Origin of the sequence: Psychrobacter sp. Pi2-1 (assembly GCF_904846645.1) — a bacterium.
In the GTDB taxonomy this organism is placed as follows: domain Bacteria; phylum Pseudomonadota; class Gammaproteobacteria; order Pseudomonadales; family Moraxellaceae; genus Psychrobacter.
This window is the reverse complement of record NZ_CAJHBO010000016.1, coordinates 1-19,565: the sequence shown is the minus strand read 5'-3', so window position 1 is coordinate 19,565 and position 19,565 is coordinate 1. Positions and strand designations below refer to the sequence as shown.

Below are 19,565 nucleotides of genomic sequence, written 5' to 3'. Positions count from 1 at the left end.
TTATGTTAAAACGTCATTTATTACTTGCTAGCGTACTTGCTGGTACCTTTGCAATCACTGCATGTAGCCAACAAACAGAAGAAAACACTGAAGCTGCTGTTGAATCTGCTGGCGATGATGCTGCTGCAAACGCTGATGCTGCTGCCGCTGAAACAGAAGCTGCTGCTGCTGAAGCTGAAGCTGCTGCTCAAGACGCTGGTACAGAAGTCGCTGAAGGCGCTGAAACTGCCGGTGCAGCTGCGACAGACGCTCTAGAAAACACTGGCGATGCTATTGCTGAAAGCACTAACACAGCGGTTGAAAATACTGCTGAAGCTGTTGCTGATGGCGCTAACGCTGTCGCTGATGGCGCAAATGATGTTGCAGTTGATGCAGAGCAACAGTACTAAGCTACGCGATAACTAAGCACCATAATGACTGATTTGCTGGGATGCTATTGATTGATAGATAATCATCGGTAAATAATATCTAAAAAGGGTCGTTGCTTTATAAGCCTCAAAATACTAGAAAAGCCTTGGTGATTGCCAAGGCTTTTTGCGTTGTATGCCATTGTTACATTTTATAAAGTATCAGTTTATAAAATTAAACTGATATCAAGAGACGGTATAGACTGACAAATAGTCGGTCAACCGCTACGAAGACAGGACAATTTTTGCTATAATCACCGCGTGGTAATCATATCCAATAGCATTCAGATTTTTACTAGCCTGTGTACAGTCAGTATGGTCGAATATACAGTGAAATGATTGCTATCAAGCTGTTTTTTAAAATACTATTCAAAATCTAATCAGAGAGCGTCTTATGGCCCTAATATCCTTACGTCAACTTCTAGATCATGCCGCTGAACACAGCTATGGTGTTCCTGCCTTTAACGTCAATAACTTAGAGCAAATGCGTGCAATCATGATGGCTGCGGATGCTTGTGATTCACCTGTCATTGTCCAAGCCAGTGCGGGCGCACGTAACTATGCAGGGTCAGCATTTTTGCGTCATTTGATTATCGCTGCGATCGAAGAATGGCCACATATTCCAGTAGTAATGCATCAAGATCACGGTATGTCGCCAGCTATTTGCCAACGCTCAATCCAATTAGGTTTTTCATCAGTGATGATGGACGGATCACTTGGTGAAGATGGCAAAACGCCAATGGATTATGATTACAATGCTACCGTCACGCGCGAAGTCGTTAAGATGGCACACGCTTGCGGTGTCTCTGTAGAGGGCGAAATCGGTTGCCTAGGTAGTCTTGAAACTGGTATGGCTGGCGAAGAAGATGGCTCTGGCGCTGAAGGCGTATTGGATCATGAGCAGCTTTTGACTAGTGCTGATGAAGCTGAGCAGTTTGTAAAAGATACCAATGTCGATGCGTTAGCAATTGCTATCGGTACTAGCCATGGTGCCTATAAGTTCACACGTCCACCGACAGGCGATATCTTATCTATTGAGCGCGTAAAAGAGATTCATGCCCGTATTCCTAATACTCACCTTGTTATGCATGGTTCCTCATCAGTGCCACAAGAATGGCTAAAAGTTATTAATGAAAATGGTGGTGATATCGGCGAAACTTATGGCGTGCCAGTTGAGCAAATCGTTGAAGCGATCAAACATGGTGTGCGCAAAGTAAACATCGATACGGATTTACGTCTGGCATCAACTGGTGCTATCCGCGAATTCCTTGCAAAAAATCCAAGTGAATTTGATCCACGTAAATACTTTAAAGCATCTATGGTAGCGATGTCAGATATCTGTACCAATCGTTTTGAAGCGTTTGGCTCTGCAGGTCAAGCACATAAAATTCGTCCAACCAGTCTTGAAGGTATGGTAAATTTTTACCAATAAGACTGTGTTGTAGAACGTAGTTGTTAATCATGAAGTAGCAGCTGATTTTATAATATTTTACATAAGAGGTCGTAAATAATGATTGGATTGATTACCGGACAGGTGCAGTACTTGATGGCACCGACGGCTTGTATCATGACGACCTCTGGTGTGGGTTATGATATCGAACTGCCATTGCCTTCATTTTGCCAGCTGCAGCTTAATGAACAAGCCAGCATTTGGACACATTTCCATGTTCGCGAAGATGCCCAATTGCTATACGGCTTTATCGATCGAAAAGAACGCGATGTCTTTCGCCAGTTAATTAAAATTAATGGGGTTGGGGCAAAAATGGCTTTGGCAATGTTGTCTGCAATGTCAGCAGCTGAGCTAAAGATGCACGTCGAGCAAGAGTCGGAGACGGCATTAACTCGTATCCCTGGCATCGGTAAAAAGACGGCGCAACGCTTATTGATTGAGCTAAAAGACAAGTTAAAGAATATCGACGTTGATAGTGGTGCATTTGAATTGACACCTCAGGAAACTACGATTTCTCACGAAGGTAGTATTATTGCTGAAGTGGAAGGCGCGTTGATTAGCTTGGGCTACAAAGAAAAAGAAGCTCAGCTAGCGATCAAAGCTGCTAAGAGTAAAGGAGATACTTTTGCTGATACTCAAGGCTTGTTAAAAGCTACTTTACAGCAGTTATCTGGCTTTTAATTTATATTAACTAGCCATCTATCGATGACAACCACATAGTATATTAAATTAATAAGCGACATTAAATGTCGCTTATTTTCGTTTTAGTGCTCGCTTAATAAGGTTTTACATGACTTATGCGCAGCGTTTGGTTATGCTATTTGTTAACTAATTTTTTAATATAATGATAAATTCTATGACGCAAGATCGTTTAATTAATCCGCTAGAAGGTGCAAGTGATGCTCCTGATGCCAATATCCGACCAGCATTATTGGCTGAGTATATTGGTCAGCCAGTGGTACGTGAGCAGATGGAAGTGTTCATCGGTGCTGCTCGTGGCCGTGACGAAGCGCTAGATCACACACTTATATTTGGTCCACCGGGTCTAGGTAAGACGACCCTTGCCAATATTATCGCTCGTGAAATGGGTGGTAATCTGCGTTCTACTTCAGGGCCTGTGCTCGAGCGCCCAGGAGATTTGGCGGCCATGCTGACCAACCTAGAAGCAGGTGATGTGCTGTTCATTGATGAAATTCACCGTCTAAGCTCGGTCATTGAAGAAATACTTTATCCAGCGATGGAAGATTTCCAATTGGATATTATGATTGGTGAAGGGCCTGCTGCGCGTTCTATCAAGCTTGATTTACCGCCGTTTACCTTGGTAGCAGCAACAACTAGAGCAGGGCTGCTAACCTCACCACTACGTGACCGTTTTGGTATTGTACAGCGCCTTGAGTTTTACAACATCGCTGATCTAACGACGATTGTCAGCCGAGCAGCACGTCTAATGCGCGTACCAATGAGTGAAGATGGCGCTGTAGAGATTGCCCGCCGCGCACGTGGTACACCAAGGATTGCTAACCGCCTATTACGCCGTGTGCGTGACTATGCCGAGGTAAGAGGCGACGGTAGTATTAATGGCGCGATTGCTGGTAGCGCGTTAGATATGTTGGCAGTGGATAGACGTGGTCTTGATCATCTAGATAGACGTTATATCGAAATATTGCACGAGCGATTTGATGGTGGTCCTGCTGGTGTTGAAGCAGTGGCAGCAGCGATGGCTGAAGACCGTGGTACGCTCGAAGATGTGATTGAGCCGTATCTGATTCAACAAGGTTATGTGCTGCGTACCGCTCGTGGACGGGTGCTAACACAGATGGCAATTGATCAAATGCTATAAAGATAAATATTAAAAAAGCGCCTACTTTTGATTGAAAGTAGGCGTATTTTTTTTGGCTATTGGTTTGATTTTAGTATGGTCTTAGTCTTTATAATAGTATTAGGAAATAGATAAAGCCTCAGGCCATATTTTCCCTGGATTAAGGATGTTTTTAGGATCGAGGGCTGCCTTGATAGCTTCCATAAGTATCAGCGCATTACCATGTTCTTGCTGCATATACTTTTGTTTGCCTTGTCCGATCCCGTGTTCACCCGTACAAGTACCATCCATCTCGATAGCCCGCGTGGCGAGACGACCGATAATACCCTCAGCAGTAGCTACCTCTTCAGGATTATTGGTATCGACCAATAATAAAACATGAAAGTTACCGTCGCCTACATGACCTACAATTGGTCCAATCATCCCTGACGCTTCGATATCTTTTGCAGTGGCGCTGACACATTCTGCCAAGCGCGAAATAGGTACGCAAGCGTCAGTCGATAGGGCGCTTGTCTCAGGACGTAACGCACAGCTAGCATGATAAGCATTGTGTCTTGCCTGCCAGAGACGTTTACGCTCAGCTTCATTGGTATCCCAAGCAAAATCACGACCATCAAACTCTTCGATAATATCAGCAAACATTTGCGCCTGTTCAGCAACGCTTGCCTCTGTACCGTGAAATTCGACAAATAGCGTAGGCGTTTCGGTTAAATCAAGATTAGCATATTGATTACATGCTTTGATTTGCATTGCATCAAGCAGCTCGATACGAGCAATAGGTAAGCACATCTGAATCGTTAGCATTACTGCCTGGCAAGCATCTTCGATGGTCGAAAAATGACAAATGCCGCTGCCTATACACTCGCTAATACCAAATAGTTTCAGCGTGACCTCAGTGACAATACCAAGTGTACCTTCTGAGCCTATCATCAAGCGTGTCAAATCATAACCGGCTGCAGACTTCTTAGCGCGTGTGCCTGTTCGTACGATATCGCCACTTGCGGTTACTACTTCTAGTGCGAGTACCACATCTTTCATAGTGCCATAACGTACTGCATTAGTACCTGATGCACGAGTGGCGACCATGCCACCAATACTGGCATTGGCGCCGGGGTCTATCGGAAAAAACAGCCCTGTATCGCGCAGATAGTGGTTTAGCTGCTCACGCGTCACGCCGGGCTGAACAGTAACAGTCAAATCTTCATTATTGACCTGTAAAATAGCATCCATCGCATGCATATCGATGCACAGTCCACCATAAGGAGCATTTAATTGTCCTTCCAAAGAAGAGCCGATACCAAAAGCAATCACTGGCATCTGATGCCGATGGCAAATCTCAACGGCCGCAGCTACTTCCTGTTTGTCCTGTACTGTTAATACTGCATCTGGCGGCTGATTGGCTAACCAGGTCATGGTATGGCCATGCTGCTCGCGCACTGTAGCGTTCAAACTCAGTTGCTTGCCAAAACGTTCTTGCAAAGCTGTGATAGCCTCACTATAGTCTGGTTTACTAGTGTTATGGGTCTGTGACAGTGGTAGCGCTGACATGAGGGTTCCTATAGATAACGAGAATATTTAGCATTAACTTAGCATATTCAATATCCATTTGATATGCTTTAACAACAGACATTTGTTCTGTTATAACTAAGTTAGGATGCGCCAAACTACTACCAAGATAGCCAGTATATAAAATATAGGTGATAGCCAGCCGATAACTTGCGTAGCGATAGCGATAAAAATAGCAAACCCTGCAAGTGCCAACCAATCGCGGCGACGGTCGTTTAGCATGTCAGCGCGAATCTGTTGTATCTCGCGTAGTTGACTGTCCTGACGAGAGCCCTGTGAGGCAAGGCTTTGTAGCCCTTGATCTAATAGTTTAGGAATATCGGTAGTAGACAGAAGCATTTCAGGCAGTTGTTGACGCAGTTGCTGTAGATTACGCATAGGATCTAACTGCTCTTTAATCCAACTGCTTAGAATTGGCTTGGCAAGTGACCAAATGTCCAGGTCAGGATACAAATCACGACCAAGTCCTTCCACATGGACCAAGGTTTTTAGCAGAAGCATCAGCTGCGGTGGGATACTCATATGGTGTCTACGCGCAATGTCTAAAATCTGCATCAGTACGCCAGCAAAGTCGATATCATCGATCGACTTCTGTAGCATAGGACCAACGGTACGTTTCATATCACGCATTAGGGCATGCTTATCAGCATTTGGTGGTATCCAACCTGCACGGCTCACAATATCGACTACAGCGGTAAAGTTATTATTCATTACGGCAAGTAACATCCGCGCTACGATGAGCTGATCGTCTTTTGATAAAGTGCCCATGATGGCGCAATCAAGCCCGATATAACGTGGTTCATGACCTAAATCAACTGCGGCCATACCTGCATGTAGAGTTTGCACAGGTGGCGTCTCCACGAACACATTGCCTGGATGCATATCAGCGTGAAAGAAATTATCACGGAAGACTTGGGTGAAAAATATCGTTAGGCCTTTTTCTGCAAGCGCTGCACGATCATAACCTAACTGATCAAACATCTCAACTTGTGAGATAGGGACACCTTGGATACGCTCCATGACCATCACGTTTTTGGCAGCGTCATAAACTTCAGGGACATACATCAGTGCTGAACCCAAGAAGTTATTACGCATCTGAGTAGTATTATCAGCCTCAAGCGTTAAATCTAGCTCGTTGAGCATGACTTGCCGATAGTCTTCGACAATATCAATGATATGGACGGCACGTGCTGCTTCAATACGTGCAGATGCCCAACTTGCCAATTCTCGCAGTAGCTCAAAGTCAGAAACAATCACAGTGCGAATATCGGGGCGAACCACTTTTACCACGACTTCACGCCCATCATGTAGAGCAGCCGTGTGTACTTGAGCGATAGAAGCGGCCGCTAGTGGTTTGATATCGAATCGGGCAAACAAGGTCTCAATAGACTGGCCAAGACCATGTTTAGGGTGTTGAATTTGAGCGACAGCAATATCAGCGTCAAAAGGCTTAACTTTGTCCTGCAATTGAATCAATTGAGCGATAATCTCAGGCGGTACCAAGTCGCGACGCGTTGAGAGTAACTGGCCTAGTTTCAAAAACAGCGTACCCATATCCTCAAGCGCATACTTAATCGCATTTGGTTGGTGCTTCTTGCCCCATGCTGCTGGATGCATGCGAATCAATCGCGCTAAAGGTTGCAGCTGCGGTGCTTCTTCGATAGAAAAATGGGTATCAAGGCGATACATTGCGGCGATACGCCAAAGCTCAATTAGACGAGCGCGGTGCGATAATAGCATGAGGTTAGGTACTCTAAACAAAGACGAAAATGGGGTAGGCGCTGTGCTTAATCATAAATAGTGCCACATCGGTAATAGCGTTCATTTATGATGGATGCAATCGGCTATTGATGAAACGAGTTATTAAGAAACTGCGCTTGCTCTTCTTTGATAGCAGCAAGTTTGGCTTCTTCTCGTTCGACGTCAGCACGTAATTTTAACAATAGCTGCTTAAGATCATTTGCTTCAGCCACCTCGATAGGGTCAGGTGTGCTATTACCAGCCACTTCATTGGCCCAATCACTGACGTCATCAAAAGCACGTTTGGCACTATGACGCCAGCTACCTTTAAGCTGGGAGATAAGAAGGTGTAACTGGCTAGCCATTGGTTTACCAATAAATGGTTCAAGCTGTCCAGCCACGTCAGGATCAAATCCTGCAACCAGTTGTTTGAGCTGCATTAGCACCTTGTAATCACCAGCGATTGGCAGGTTACCTTCTGCGCCACGCATCAGATTAAGCAGTTGAGCGGCATTGTCTACGGTGATGGTACAGTCTGGACGACTATGACCAAAACGTGCGCGTTCCATGCTGGCTTTTTGGCGCTCATTCATCTGGCCACTTGGTTCAAATACGCTCTCCGTCGTGACCGGCTCAAAGCGCAAACGCTCATGAGTGAACAAGATGTCTAAATGAATCTCCGGCAGTCCCATATTAAGACGTAACACTTTACCTGCAAGCGGCGCTAAACCTGCTTTGGTAATCTCATCACTAGCAATGGCAATGTTGATTAGCTTTTCGGCACCAGCTAATAGAAGGACAGTCAGCATAAGGCTCTCGCATCGTTAAGTGAGCGCCTTCGCATTAGCTGCATCAGCGCATCATGTGTTCGTGTTAGGTTCAATATAGTCTATTAAACGTAATAGTCTTGCCAATCGTACTTTGTCGTTACGCTTTAAATCCGCGATGGACAGCCACGATGCCAGCAGTCAAGTTATGATAATCGCAGTTCTCAAACCCAGCTTGTTGCATCATTTGCTTGAGTGTCTGCTGATCAGGGTGCATACGAATTGACTCAGCCAAGTACTGATAACTTTCAGCATCATTAGCAATTAGCTTACCCATCACTGGCAATGCAGTAAATGAATACAAATCATAAGCCTTAGATAATGGCTCAAATACTGGCTTTGAGAATTCTAAAATCAATAGACGACCGCCTGGCTTCAGGACGCGATACATAGACTTTAGCGCGGCATCTTTGTCTGTGACGTTACGCAGACCAAAGCTAATGGTGACCAAATCAAAGCTTTCGTCATCAAAAGGAGCTAATGTCTCAGCGTTTGCCAATACAAAATCAACGTTATTACAGCCTGCATTGATTAGGCGCTCACGGCCCACTTCTAACATCGCAGCATTAATATCAGATAGTACCACGTGGCCATTTCTACCAACTTCACGGCTAAATACTTTGGCCAAATCGCCTGTACCACCAGCAATATCAAGGACATGCTGACCAGCACGCACGCCTGATAGACTAATCGCATAGCGTTTCCACAGACGATGAATACCGAATGACATCAAGTCATTCATGATGTCGTATTTTTTGGCAACAGAGGTGAATACGTCAGCCACACGTGCTTGTTTTTCTGCTTTATTGACGGTCTTATAGCCGAAATGCGTCTGCTCATTACCATCTGTTTCAGGCGTGTGCGGATTATTGATATCATCACGCTGATTGAACAGGGTTTGTTTTATAGTTTGCTCTGAAGTATTTGTGCGAGTCGTTTTATCGTTGTTTGGCATAGTAGTTTGTTGGCCTTGCGGCGTCCCAGTTGGTAAATCTTGAACTTTAGTAAAGTCGCTATTGTCGTCATTAGCAACGCTATTATTCTTGCTCGGCACGACATTGGTTGTTTGGTTACGTAATATCTGCGCGCTAATCTGTTGGTTATGAGCAATACTGTCTTTTACCAGCTTGTCTTGCAAATGACCATTGGTCGTTGTGGCTTGATTAGAAAGGGCGCTGCTATCTTTTGAATTATCAGTCATCATGTTGTCCTAGAATTTATTTTTATGATTGTCTTTATCGGAGGAAATCGTTAAATAGTAAGCGTCAATTAGCTATTTAGCATATTGACCTTATGATACACCAAACGCTACTGGCTTACTGCCATTATCCGTATCATGAACCTGATCGATAATGGACAGTTCACGCTCGCAGAACGGCTCAATAAAATCGCTGACGCTGCTCAAAGGTTTCATGGCCTTAAAGCCTGTATCAATAAAATCATAAAGCGGCTGGTAACCATGACGATAGGCTGTGCTTTTTGCTAGTGCAAATGCTTTTTTGAGCATAAACGAATTTAGGTGTTTATCCGTGCGATAACAGACATCTTTTAAATTGGCAATCTGAACTCGTCGCTCATCTTCTTCATCGACAGTACGATAGGCGGTTAGCATATTCTCTTCGTTCACTGGCAAATCTTGAGTGAGTAACCACTGGGCTAAATGAAGATCTAGCTCAATGGCAAAAATCGCCGCTTGGATGCCCATGCTACCAGCCTCTAGGGCTGACTCTTTAGCAAGACGTTCTAGCTTTTTCGCTTTTGGCAAGATACGTGCTAACTGCTCTGCTAATAATTTGAACTCTTCGCCACCATATAGTTGGGTGAGAAAGTAATCTGCCATTAGTTGGTTTTTGGGTTGTTCAAATAGCTCGCGATGCGTCTGCTGGAGACGTGCTTGTTGCCATGATTGTACTTCTTTGAGCTTAGCATTTAATGCATCATTTTGGTGATAAGGCATCGCCCAAAAACGTGTCAAATGCTGTTGTAAATCAGCTAAAGCGGTCATGGCAGTGAATCCTGTAGAAGTAAATAGGGTAATCAAATTTGAGTATGGTTGTTTTGAATATAGTGGTTCAGGGTTATAAGGTTTTCAACAACTGTTCTACCCTATACCCAAAATTGTGTTCACCTTAAAAGAAAATAATTAAGAATACAAATACCAATCTGTTACACAGCAATATTATTTACTCGATTGGCGCAGTGCTATGATTAAATGAGATAAATATGAGCGATGAGATAGAACTATTGAGAGTTATCTTATCGAGAGCTATCCCATAAGTCATTCATTAGTAAAGCCGCCCAATAACAATAATAGCGAGTGTAATCATGTCTAAAAAAAATGATACTACTGAACCAAAAGCACCACAAGCGGTAAGTACACAATTTAGCGAGCAAGTTGTGGAGCAGCGTCTAAAGCCCAATCCTTTGAGTCAGTTTTCTCTGGACGAGGATTCGCTTAGATTAGCATTGGTAACAGCTCAGTATGCTTTAAAAGCCACTCGCCAGCAAACGCCGCCGACCCTCAATAAGCCAACAGGTCTATTGGTGCTGGTTAATGGAATGGAGCAGGCAGGTAAAGGTACCGCCGTTAAGCAGTTACGGCAATGGGTAGATCCAAGGCTACTTAAAGTTGAGGCTACCATTGGTCATTCGCCATTGAGTTATCAACCTATTTGGCAAGCGCATACCAGCGCCATGCCACGCTATGGTGATGTCATGGTGTATTTTGGCAACTGGTATGCTGATTTATTATACAATGTCATGCGACTAGCGACATCAGATAGTGAGAACCTTGAAGCATTATCAAATAATAAAGGTCAAAAGAGTAAAAATTCGCTTCCTATCGCTCAGTGGCAAGACTATCTACAGCAGCAGTTAGACACGCTAAAGGCATTTGAAAACGATCTCATTGCCAATCAAACCAAATTATTAAAATGTTGGTTTCATGTTGATATCGAAACGTTGCACAGTCGCTTAAAGGACAATGAAGCAGATCCGCAGTTTCTGTATCAAATTGACTGGAACAACAAGCAAGTCATCGAGAAGTTTAATGAGGTGGCTGCGACTTTGCTGCGTCAACAGGATGACTGGGTCATCATCGATGGTGACGATAAGTTAGAGGCCGCTGATAACTTTTGTCATTTGGTGCTACATGCTATACAAACCGCGTTGGCGAGTAGTCAGACAGATAGCAATGACAATAATAATGAAAAATCAAAAAACCATTCTCAGTCCGAGACACTAAAACTTAACTCAGATACTAAACAAAAACAGTTTGAACCTGTACCAATACCTAAGCAGCTGACATCTATTAAAGATAAAAAAATCAGTAAATCCGACTATCGTGAGGCATTGGCAGAGAAGCAAGCGCGGCTTGCTGAGTTGCTACGTGCACGCCAAGGTCGGCATGTGGTGTTTGCCTTTGAAGGAATGGACGCTGCTGGCAAAGGCGGTGCGATCAAAAGGTTGGTCGCACCGCTAGATCCTCGCGAGTATCAAATTTATAATATTGGCGCGCCGATGTTGTATGAGACTCAGCATCCTTACTTGTGGCGATTCTGGACGCGATTGCCTGACGAGCAGAAAAATCGTATCAGCCGTATCGCTATTTTCGATCGTACTTGGTATGGGCGCGTGTTGGTTGAGCGCATCGAAGGATTTGCGTCTCCTGATGAATGGCAACGAGCATATGATGAAATTAATCGTTTTGAGGCGGACTTGGCAGCAGCAGGAACGTTGGTTATCAAATATTGGTTAGCGATTGATAAAAAAGAGCAGCTTAAACGGTTTGAAGATCGTCAGGATACACCGCATAAGCAATTTAAACTGACAGATGATGACTGGCGTAACCGTGATAAATGGTCAGACTACGTGCAGTCTGCAGCAGATATGCTGGCACGTACGGATACAACGACAGCGCCATGGTGTGTTATTGCGACCAACGAAAAGCGGCAGGCGCGTTTAGACGTGTTAGATCATGCTATCGAGCAGTTGTCTGCATTTGCTGGAAGCAAATAGCTGTTAAAAAATGCCTGAAGTTCAAGGACTGTCATAGATTTATATAATTGTATTTTCCACGTATCTTCTAAATAGGATGGCTCGAAACATATTTGAGCCATCCCGCCTTTTACAGAGTGTGGTCTTGTCCGTATACACTCGCAGTTACAAATTTCGCAATATCATCATGCATTATGTGCTCATATTTAATATAATAGAGCGCAAAACAGCTCCTGCTAAATAATAGTTTTAATTTAGCAAACAACGTGTTTTGGTTATTTAGTATAGATAACTTAATAATTACGACAAAAATTGTTACAATAGCTGTTAGTAGTACCACAAATATTGCTAAGAAACATATAAGCCGCAAGATGCTGTAATCAGACGATTTGGCAATATCACTTGCGGCTTTGTGACATGTTGAAAGATGTGTTTTTCCTTGCCGTTATAATAATCGGTTCAAAACCTTCTAACCGCATGTTGTATATTTTCTATTGCTACTTCATTAGATGCCGTAACAAGCACTGTGAGCAGCAGCGCGATATTATCAACCTCATATAATTTTAATCAGCTTACGCAGGACGTACTAACGTATGGGTATTAGCAGCAGTTCTACAGAGTCAATCAAGCCAGTTGGCTCTATGAGAATAAATCTATTTTTTGCCATTTTACTGATTGCGATGACTTCCTACTTTTTGTGGTGGGGTTTAGATTACACCATGCGTCAGCAAACGACGCTATTCATCGTGGCGACCGCTTTTGGTGTCTTTATGGCATTCAATATCGGTGGTAACGATGTCGCCAACTCTTTTGGTACGTCGGTGGGTGCAGGGACGTTGACTATTCCGCAAGCATTGGGTATTGCCGCGATATTTGAAGTATCGGGAGCAGTTCTTGCAGGCGGGGAGGTGACTGATACGATTCGAAGCGGCATCGTCGATCTAGATGGTTTATCAGTGACGCCCAATCAGTTCATTTATGTCATGCTCTCCGCATTGGTTGCAGCAGCATTTTGGCTGTTATTTGCGACCAAAAAAGGTCTGCCCGTTTCGACCACTCACTCCATTATTGGCGGTGTGATTGGTAGCTCCATTGTTTTAGGTATCACGTTAGGTGGTACGGACATGGCGCTATCAACGGTAGACTGGGGAACGGTTGGAACTATCGCTATTTCTTGGGTGCTGTCACCGCTACTAGGTGGCGTGTTGTCTTATCTTTTATATGGACAAATCAAGAAAAACATCATTGAATATAATGATAAAACTGAAGCTTATATTGCTACGCTAAAAGGCAATAAAAAAGTCTTAAAGCAAAACCACAAAGAGTTTTTGGATGGTTTGACAGAGTCTGAGCAATTGGCCTATACGTCAGCGATGCTACGTGATCAGGAAATCTATAAAGATGATGATTGTAACGTTGAAGACCTAGAAACTGATTACTACAAAAAGCTTTATGATATTGAGAATGAGCGCAGTAGCCTTGATACTCTAAAAGCACTTAAGCAGTGGGTACCTATCATTGCTGCCGCAGGTGGTGCGGTGATGACTTCTCTAGTCGTCTTTAAAGGTCTTAAAAATGTTAATAGCGGCCTGACCACACTGCAGGGCTTCTTGATTATGGGTATGATAGCGGCGCTAGTATGGTTAGCGACCTATATCTATACCAAGAGTATCCGCGGTAAGCATAAAGAAGATTTGACCAAAGCGACGTTCATTATGTTTAGCTGGATGCAGGTCTTTACCGCGTCAGCTTTTGCCTTCAGTCATGGTTCAAACGATATCGCCAACGCGGTTGGTCCTTTTGCCGCTATTATGGATGTGATTCGTACTAATAGTATCGCTACTGAAGCTGCGGTGCCACCTGCTGTCATGCTGACCTTTGGTGTGGCGCTAATCGTTGGTCTTTGGTTCATTGGTAAAGAAGTGATTCAAACCGTTGGTACCAATCTAGCGAAAATGCATCCAGCTTCAGGCTTCTCAGCTGAGCTAGCTGCAGCAGCTGTTGTGATGGGTGCATCGACTATGGGTCTACCTGTATCGAGTACTCACACGCTAGTAGGCGCGGTATTAGGTATCGGTATCGTCAACAGAGATACTAACTGGAAGCTTATGAAACCGATTGGCTTGGCTTGGATTGTGACGCTGCCTGCAGCGGCTACTATGTCTGCTATCAGTTATCTCGTATTGAGCAATATTTTTTAATATGCTGTTTTTATCAGTGAATTATGATAGTTGAGTTTGAATAACTAGGTTCAACGCAATAAAAAACGCTTATCAGCATCATGCCGATAAGCGTTTTTTTAATGATATATAACGATTTACTCGGTACCAAATTGCTTACGTTTTTTGGCAAAAAATCTGTCCAATCTATCCATCGCATTCTCTAGGTCAAGCAAGTTAGGTAAGAACACCAGACGGAAATGGTCGGGTCTATCCCAGTTAAACCCAGTACCTTGAACCATCAATACGTTTTCTTCAACGAGCAAGTCCATCATAAAATCCATATCATCGGTGATAGGGTAAACCTCTGGATCCATTTTTGGAAAGCAGTAAAACGCGCCTTGAGGCATGGTACAAGAAATACCTTTGATAGCATTAAGACGTGAGACTGCCATTTCACGTTGCTTATATAGGCGACCCTTTTCAGAAGTCAGGTCTTGCATGCTCTGATGCCCACCCATCGCTGTTTGAATAGCGTACTGTCCTTGCACGTTAGAGCAAAGGCGCATAGATGCGAGCATATCTAAGCCTTCAATAAAGTCAGCTGCGTGCTGTTTGCGGCCCGATACCATCATCCAACCTGAGCGAAATCCTGCAATACGATGTGACTTTGACAAGCCATTGTAAGAAAGTACCAGTACGTCGTCAGTTAGGGTGCTCATTGGGGTATGTACATTATCATCATAGAGAATACGATCGTAAATCTCATCAGCCATGATGATTAAATCATGCTCTTTAGCAACTTCGATAATTTGCTTTAATAACTCATCGCTATAAAGGGAGCCTGTCGGGTTATTTGGGTTAATAACCACGATACCTTTCGTTTTGCTCGTGATTTTAGACTTAATATCTTCAATATCAGGGTGCCAGTTGTCTTCTTCATTACAGCGATAGTGCACAGCAGTACCGCCAGCGAGGTTGGCCGCGGCAGTCCAAAGAGGGTAGTCTGGCATCGGAATCAGGACTTCATCACCATCATTCATCAACGCCTGCATAGTCATGACAATAAGCTCAGAAACCCCATTGCCCAAATACACATCACGTACGTCAACGGCTGATAACAAACCTTTAGACTGGTAATACTGCAAAATGGCTTTACGTGCTGAGAAAATCCCTTGCGAGTCTGAATAGCCAGTTGCCTCAGATAAGTTCATAGCGACATCGCGCAAAATCTCATGCGGGGCTTCTAAACCAAAAGGCGCTGGATTGCCCACGTTTAGTTTTAATATGCGTTTGCCTTCTGCTTCCATCTTATTAGCAGTCTGCAGTAGAGGACCACGAATGTCATAGCAAACATTTTGTAATTTATCAGATTTTTTTATGGTGTTCATAGCAGGACCGTTTTTCGGATTGGTTGTCGAATTGGTTTTTGAGCCTTTACCAGCAGTAAGAGATTCCGTGGACTGAGCATCAGTTGTCTTAATATCTGGATGGGTGTAAGAAGTTGTGCCTAGCTCTTGATGTTTACTGCGCTCTACAGATGATGTCGACTCGTCTGCATCAATAGCCTCATTATTAAGGTCGCCGCGCAACAGATATCCTTCACTACAGCCCAAAATACGTGCGAGTGTAGGCAGCTTGGATGAGACAATGCCGTTGGTACCACGCTCCCAGTTTGAGATAGCACCACGGCTCACTTTTGCACCAGCGGCTGTCATTGCCTGTGCTAGCTGCTCAGCAGTGAATCCTTTGTCACGGCGCAACTGTACCAGTCGTTCCGCTTGCGTACTTTTGCTATTGTCGTCAGACATTGTTGTTTGAGCCTTTATTAATCATTAATTATTCAATGTAGAGATATATTAAACATTTTAATTAAGCACTAATGCAAGATATTATTGCATTGATAGTTAATTTGCAAATGATTTTACAAGCAGTTTTATTAGTATTTGCAAGTATATCTTGCATTAATATTTGGCTTATATTCATACAGCTCTAAATCTCTTATATAGACTATAAAATGTTTGGATATTAAAGTTATATCTTTGCCTATCATTATCTAAAATTAGTTTGCTATATTTAACTCAGTTAATCGCTTCAATCCTGCTGTCTATCTCCCAATATAGAGAATACTTTTCTTATATATGCCTTGAATAGTGCATCGATAACCAACAGATAGAGCACGTCGTTTTCATAATCATATGGCGATAAAATAGTTACCGAGATTAGATAATAAATACTCGAATAAGGATAAATTATGCAAGACAATCAACTAAGCAAAGAAGAAATCAGCCAGTTGACTGAAGCTGACTGGAAAGAGCGTTTAACCGCTGATGAGTATCATATTATGCGTGAGAAGGGCACTGAGCGTCCATTTACAGGTGTATACAATGATGCAACCGATGATGGCGTTTACCGCTGTAAGGGCTGCGGTGCAAGCTTATTTGACTCAAGCAATAAATTTGATGCGAGCTGTGGCTGGCCAAGTTTTGATCAAGGTATCGATAACAGCGCGATTGAAGAGCACGTTGATAACTCGCTAGGCATGACTCGTACTGAAGTCACTTGTAGCAACTGCGGCGCACATTTAGGTCATGTATTCCCTGATGGTCCTATTGAGACAACAGGCATGCGCTATTGCATCAACTCAGTATCTATCGATTTAGATAAGTCTGAGAAGTAAGTAGTCTAAGTAGTATTAGAAACGTGAAAGGGAAGTACACGGTGCTTCCTTTTCAATAGTTTTATTATGTGTATGATAGAAAAAGAAGTACTGCATAGACACCCAAAACAATAAAAACCTCAATTTAAGGATAAATGATGAGTACAATTTATGATTTTACGGCTGAGCGCATGGATGGTAGCTCGCAAGCGTTTTCAGATTACCAGGATAAAGTATTATTAATCGTCAATACCGCAAGCAAATGTGGATTTACGCCGCAGTTCGAAGGCTTGGAATCACTATATCAACAGTATAAGGATCAAGGACTGGTTGTCGTCGGTTTTCCTTGTAACCAATTTGGTAGCCAAGACCCAGGTAGCAACGATGAGATTGGCGCGTTTTGCCAAAAGAACTATGGTGTCAGCTTTCCTATGATGGCAAAGACCGATGTTAATGGCGCAGATGCTCATCCTATCTATGAATGGCTCAAAGAACAAAAGGGTGGCGTACTGACAGATGGTATTAAGTGGAATTTCACCAAGTTCCTAGTCGATAGTAAAGGCCAAGTTGTTGACCGTTATGCACCAACGACCAAGCCAGAAGCCATTAAAAACGACATCGAGCAAGCACTGGCTAACAAATAAGTATTAAATTAAAAAATATTGGTTTTGTATGAAAATATAAAATCAATAAAAACAAATGCTTGCTAGATATTCTAATAAAAATCGAAAAAATATCTAAAAAAGTGGTAAATACTGTTTGACACCCAACAGTAAATCTATATAATACACACCCACAGCAGCAGAGCTTAGTGACAAACTAAAGAGCTCAGTTGATGTTGAATAAATTGCCTAGCAATTGTTCGAAGGGTGATTAGCTCAGTTGGTAGAGCGTCTGCCTTACACGCAGAATGTCGGCGGTTCGAATCCGTCATCACCCACCACTTCTTAGCAAGTGGCTAAACAAGCTAAGAGACCTAAGCAGCGGTAGTTCAGTTGGTTAGAATACCGGCCTGTCACGCCGGGGGTCGCGGGTTCGAGTCCCGTCCGCTGCGCCATATTTAAAACGAATTTAAACTTTCGAGTTTAAGCAAGTTTCGCCTCAAGCATTAGATTGTTTGAGGTTTTTTTGTGTCTGTTTTTTATGTATCTATGTTTTATGAGTTATAAGTCAGATAAGGAAATATAGTAAGAGTTAGAACCTAGTACTATGACTTATATTTACTCAAGTCATATCACTTAAAGGTCAGCTAAAACGACAACCCTTCTTTTATATCAGTCTTATACTGAATAAAAGAAGGGTTGTCGTACTTATTTTAGGTATAGCATGTCTTAGTTACAGCACTTTAAAATGGCTTTGCTTAAAGCTTATTGTTTAAAACTTGAGACGCGTTTTAGCTCATTGCAAATTTTAGCTACGAATAAAGGGTTACTCATGCGTTGCTTGCCATGCGCCCATCGACCCTAGATAGATATCAACGTTCTCAAAACCTCGACTAGCGAGCCACCCTGCTGCTATTGTTGCTCGAGCACCACTGGCGCACATCAATGTATAGTGGCGACTTTGGTCAAGCTCATGCCAACGCTCATTCAGGTGACCAACATAGATATGCTGTGACCCTTCAATCGCACTAGTATTCCTCTCATCAATATCGCGCACATCGAGCAATGTCCAATTTTGAGCATTATTAAGACGACTTTCTACCTCAGTTGTATCGATCATAGGGGTTTGCTGCATCTGCTCACCTTTGGCAGCGGCAGGGACGACACCCACATAGCCACCTATAACATTATCAAAAGCAATACGTACCAGATGCTCCATCGCAGTCGCCAGTTGCTCTTCATCAGAGGCAATCAGGGCCAAGCTTTGTCCTTCCTCGATAAACCATCCAGCAAACGCAGGTAGCATGTTGACAGGTAAGCTCATAGAACCGGGCAGGTGTCCTGACGCATACGTCATTGGTTCACGAATATCGATGAGATGATCAGCATCGCAGTCATGCAGCTGTTTGAGCGAAAGGTTGCGTGGACGCATAACGACTGGAGGCGCTTCACCACCTTCCATATTAAGGCGCTCCATCAATCTGAAATAGGGTGGCTGATAATGGTTTTCGCTAGTCTTGAAGTCAATAAATGTCTCACGATCGGTAATCTGTAAACGTGGGTTGTTCATTCTTTCATGACCGACTGTAGAAAACTCTCGCTCCGCCATGCCTGAACCACAGACGGAGCCTGCACCATGAGCTGGATAAATAATCGCCTGATCACCGAGCGCTAGAATGTCTTGTAACGAATCATAAAGTAGACCTGCAACTTCTCTACGACGCTCAGGATAGAAGTCAGTACGACCGACATCACCTACAAAGAGCGCATCCCCAGTAAAAACGCCAACCGCCTTATCTGGGTACGCCGTGTCAAACAGCGCATAAGCAAGGTGATCATCGGTATGACCAGGCGTTTCTAGGACGCGAATTTCTAATTGGCCAATTGGAAAACAATCACCATTACGTGCGGTCTCAGCGTAGACAACAGGTTGTTCTGGATTAGGGCCATGTAAAACTGTTGCCCCTGTCATTGCGGCCAAGATAGGTGCTCCAGAAACCAAATCCTCATTACGATGTGTCTCAAAAATATGAGTAATCTCAAGCCCTGCTGCGCGCGCTTTTTCTACATATATTGCGCAGTCACGACGTGGGTCAATTACCGCTGCTTGACCACCAGAGCCTACCAAATAGGATAAGTGCGAAAGTCCGAGTGTTTTGATTTTTTCTAATAGCATGTCTTGTCCTTATTATAGTTATGTCAAATGAGCTTTTTGAACCGCCCCGACTTTATCGGAGACTTATTTACTTGAGTCAGGCAGCAATACCTGACAGGATTAAATTATCATAATACCGCTTTTCAAACTCAAAGGGTGACACATATCCAATCGTGCTATGCAAT

At 43.4% G+C, this 19,565-nt stretch carries 15 protein-coding genes and 2 tRNA genes; 10 read left to right on the top strand and 7 right to left on the bottom strand.

Translation table 11 applies throughout. The features are described from left to right. Positions 1 to 2: 2 nt before the first annotated feature. From JMX91_RS09660 to ruvB, 4 genes are all read left to right on the top strand, one after another. Entirely contained in the window at positions 3 to 389 is a 387-nt protein-coding gene (locus tag JMX91_RS09660; RefSeq protein ID WP_201548846.1) for a hypothetical protein, read from the top strand. A 412-nt stretch (positions 390 to 801) separates the two neighbouring features. Then, positions 802 to 1,839 carry a class II fructose-bisphosphate aldolase gene (gene fba, locus JMX91_RS09655; protein ID WP_201548845.1) on the top strand — a complete coding sequence of 346 codons (1,038 nt, stop codon included), beginning with the start codon at positions 802 to 804 and terminating at the stop codon, positions 1,837 to 1,839. A 78-nt stretch (positions 1,840 to 1,917) separates the two neighbouring features. After that, positions 1,918 to 2,538 (top strand): Holliday junction branch migration protein RuvA, encoded by a 621-nt coding sequence (gene ruvA, locus JMX91_RS09650; RefSeq protein ID WP_201548844.1) that lies wholly within the window; start codon positions 1,918 to 1,920, stop codon positions 2,536 to 2,538. Positions 2,539 to 2,713: 175 nt separating this feature from the next. After that, on the top strand, positions 2,714 to 3,697 hold the full coding sequence (gene ruvB / locus JMX91_RS09645) for a Holliday junction branch migration DNA helicase RuvB (protein WP_057760949.1): 984 nt from the start codon (positions 2,714 to 2,716) through the stop codon (positions 3,695 to 3,697). Positions 3,698 to 3,796: 99 nt separating this feature from the next. Here the strand turns inward: ruvB and JMX91_RS09640 are convergent, their stop codons facing one another. The 5 genes from JMX91_RS09640 to JMX91_RS09620 all read right to left on the bottom strand — a co-directional run bounded on the left by JMX91_RS09640 (position 3,797) and on the right by JMX91_RS09620 (position 9,814). After that, complete coding sequence (locus JMX91_RS09640) at positions 3,797 to 5,224, bottom strand: FAD-binding oxidoreductase (protein ID WP_201548842.1); 1,428 nt, start codon at positions 5,222 to 5,224, stop codon at positions 3,797 to 3,799. Between the two features lie 96 nt (positions 5,225 to 5,320). Next, the gene (locus JMX91_RS09635; protein WP_201548841.1) at positions 5,321 to 6,982 is read right to left on the bottom strand and encodes an ABC1 kinase family protein; all 1,662 of its coding nucleotides are present in this window, start codon (positions 6,980 to 6,982) and stop codon (positions 5,321 to 5,323) included. A gap of 104 nt (positions 6,983 to 7,086) precedes the next feature. After that, entirely contained in the window at positions 7,087 to 7,791 is a 705-nt protein-coding gene (locus JMX91_RS09630) for an SCP2 domain-containing protein (protein ID WP_201548840.1), read from the bottom strand. Between the two features lie 118 nt (positions 7,792 to 7,909). Then, positions 7,910 to 9,013, bottom strand: coding sequence for a bifunctional demethylmenaquinone methyltransferase/2-methoxy-6-polyprenyl-1,4-benzoquinol methylase UbiE (ubiE, locus tag JMX91_RS09625; protein ID WP_413786791.1), 1,104 nt, complete (start codon positions 9,011 to 9,013; stop codon positions 7,910 to 7,912). 87 nt (positions 9,014 to 9,100) lie between these two features. Beyond that, the gene (locus JMX91_RS09620; protein ID WP_201548839.1) at positions 9,101 to 9,814 is read right to left on the bottom strand and encodes an FFLEELY motif protein; all 714 of its coding nucleotides are present in this window, start codon (positions 9,812 to 9,814) and stop codon (positions 9,101 to 9,103) included. Between the two features lie 320 nt (positions 9,815 to 10,134). Here JMX91_RS09620 and JMX91_RS09615 point away from each other — a divergent pair, with 320 nt between their 5' ends. Continuing rightward, entirely contained in the window at positions 10,135 to 11,826 is a 1,692-nt protein-coding gene (locus JMX91_RS09615; protein WP_201548838.1) for an ATPase, read from the top strand. Positions 11,827 to 12,398: 572 nt separating this feature from the next. Then, a complete protein-coding gene (locus tag JMX91_RS09610) occupies positions 12,399 to 14,006 on the top strand; it encodes an inorganic phosphate transporter (RefSeq protein WP_201548837.1) in 1,608 nt (535 codons plus the stop codon). Between the two features lie 116 nt (positions 14,007 to 14,122). On the opposite strand, the gene JMX91_RS09605 is transcribed toward JMX91_RS09610, so the two are convergent. After that, on the bottom strand, positions 14,123 to 15,775 hold the full coding sequence (locus tag JMX91_RS09605; RefSeq protein WP_201548836.1) for an aminotransferase class I/II-fold pyridoxal phosphate-dependent enzyme: 1,653 nt from the start codon (positions 15,773 to 15,775) through the stop codon (positions 14,123 to 14,125). Positions 15,776 to 16,218: 443 nt separating this feature from the next. Here JMX91_RS09605 and msrB point away from each other — a divergent pair, with 443 nt between their 5' ends. The 4 genes from msrB (at position 16,219) to JMX91_RS09585 (ending at position 17,680) form a co-directional block, all read left to right on the top strand. Continuing rightward, positions 16,219 to 16,644 carry a peptide-methionine (R)-S-oxide reductase MsrB gene (msrB, locus tag JMX91_RS09600; protein WP_201548835.1) on the top strand — a complete coding sequence of 142 codons (426 nt, stop codon included), beginning with the start codon at positions 16,219 to 16,221 and terminating at the stop codon, positions 16,642 to 16,644. A gap of 137 nt (positions 16,645 to 16,781) precedes the next feature. Next, positions 16,782 to 17,267 carry a glutathione peroxidase gene (locus JMX91_RS09595; protein WP_201548834.1) on the top strand — a complete coding sequence of 162 codons (486 nt, stop codon included), beginning with the start codon at positions 16,782 to 16,784 and terminating at the stop codon, positions 17,265 to 17,267. Between the two features lie 223 nt (positions 17,268 to 17,490). After that, positions 17,491 to 17,566 (top strand) — tRNA-Val (locus tag JMX91_RS09590). Between the two features lie 37 nt (positions 17,567 to 17,603). Further along, a tRNA-Asp gene (locus JMX91_RS09585) sits at positions 17,604 to 17,680 on the top strand. Between the two features lie 371 nt (positions 17,681 to 18,051). Here the strand turns inward: JMX91_RS09585 and JMX91_RS09580 are convergent. After that, complete coding sequence (locus JMX91_RS09580; RefSeq protein ID WP_201548832.1) at positions 18,052 to 19,401, bottom strand: MBL fold metallo-hydrolase; 1,350 nt, start codon at positions 19,399 to 19,401, stop codon at positions 18,052 to 18,054. Between the last annotated feature and the right edge of the window lie 164 nt (positions 19,402 to 19,565).

Coding starts and splice junctions, on each gene's coding strand:
- msrB (WP_201548835.1), top strand. CDS start 16,219: ATGCAAGACAATCAACTAAGCAAAGAAGAAATCAGCCAGTTGACTGAA.
- fba (WP_201548845.1), top strand. CDS start 802: ATGGCCCTAATATCCTTACGTCAACTTCTAGATCATGCCGCTGAACAC.
- JMX91_RS09630 (WP_201548840.1), bottom strand. CDS start 7,791: ATGCTGACTGTCCTTCTATTAGCTGGTGCCGAAAAGCTAATCAACATT.
- JMX91_RS09660 (WP_201548846.1), top strand. CDS start 3: ATGTTAAAACGTCATTTATTACTTGCTAGCGTACTTGCTGGTACCTTT.
- JMX91_RS09635 (WP_201548841.1), bottom strand. CDS start 6,982: ATGCTATTATCGCACCGCGCTCGTCTAATTGAGCTTTGGCGTATCGCC.
- JMX91_RS09610 (WP_201548837.1), top strand. CDS start 12,399: ATGGGTATTAGCAGCAGTTCTACAGAGTCAATCAAGCCAGTTGGCTCT.
- ubiE (WP_413786791.1), bottom strand. CDS start 9,013: ATGATGACTGATAATTCAAAAGATAGCAGCGCCCTTTCTAATCAAGCC.
- JMX91_RS09595 (WP_201548834.1), top strand. CDS start 16,782: ATGAGTACAATTTATGATTTTACGGCTGAGCGCATGGATGGTAGCTCG.
- JMX91_RS09615 (WP_201548838.1), top strand. CDS start 10,135: ATGTCTAAAAAAAATGATACTACTGAACCAAAAGCACCACAAGCGGTA.
- ruvB (WP_057760949.1), top strand. CDS start 2,714: ATGACGCAAGATCGTTTAATTAATCCGCTAGAAGGTGCAAGTGATGCT.
- JMX91_RS09640 (WP_201548842.1), bottom strand. CDS start 5,224: ATGTCAGCGCTACCACTGTCACAGACCCATAACACTAGTAAACCAGAC.
- JMX91_RS09620 (WP_201548839.1), bottom strand. CDS start 9,814: ATGACCGCTTTAGCTGATTTACAACAGCATTTGACACGTTTTTGGGCG.
- ruvA (WP_201548844.1), top strand. CDS start 1,918: ATGATTGGATTGATTACCGGACAGGTGCAGTACTTGATGGCACCGACG.
- JMX91_RS09580 (WP_201548832.1), bottom strand. CDS start 19,401: ATGCTATTAGAAAAAATCAAAACACTCGGACTTTCGCACTTATCCTAT.
- JMX91_RS09605 (WP_201548836.1), bottom strand. CDS start 15,775: ATGTCTGACGACAATAGCAAAAGTACGCAAGCGGAACGACTGGTACAG.